Source organism: Streptomyces djakartensis, assembly GCF_014651075.1.
Taxonomy (GTDB): domain Bacteria; phylum Actinomycetota; class Actinomycetes; order Streptomycetales; family Streptomycetaceae; genus Streptomyces; species Streptomyces djakartensis.
Map to the genome: position 1 here is coordinate 1 of NZ_BMWE01000089.1, position 550 is coordinate 550.

The 550-nt window shown below is 42.5% G+C and carries 1 protein-coding gene; it reads right to left on the reverse strand.

Annotated elements, in window-relative coordinates:
- Positions 1 to 550, reverse strand: a 550-nt coding sequence (locus tag IE212_RS35830; protein WP_229864745.1) for a hypothetical protein, incomplete at both ends; no start/stop codon positions are given.

Here is a 550-nt window from a genome sequence, read left to right on the forward strand (position 1 = left end):
TGTCCGTTTAGCTGCCTTTGCAGATTGTGTTGCAGCCTTTTTCCCTTGGACAGCTAATTTTTTTCCAGAACGGTAAGCATGTTCTGCCTGTTTCTTTAATTTTGACGCTTCCTTTGAAGTTTTCGCTGTATGTGCTTGTTTGATACGATTTGCAGAATCTCTCAAAGGGGTCGCATTTTTTACCTCTGCAATGTTCTCTCTCGCTACTCCTGCTGTTCTTTTGTTTACCGCTTCTTTTGTTTTAATTCGTATATCAGTTTGACGTTCTGTTTGTGAATTTCCTTGAGTTCCACTGTTTCTACTCTGTTCAGCAGTACGATCCGCATTTTTACTCCTTCGTTCTTTGATGACTCTCCAGGTCTTCTCTGCCTTTTTTTTTGCCGCTTTTTTACTGCCTTGAGAAACGATGGTTTCCCCTTTACTGGCCGACCACTTGATTCCTTCTTCCAGCCGGTCAGAAGCATACTGTTCCGGAGACTGTTTGGGAGAAAAATGGGAACCGTCATGCGTAGATAGCAGGGAACGTTCTGCAGATTTTAAAGTAATATCC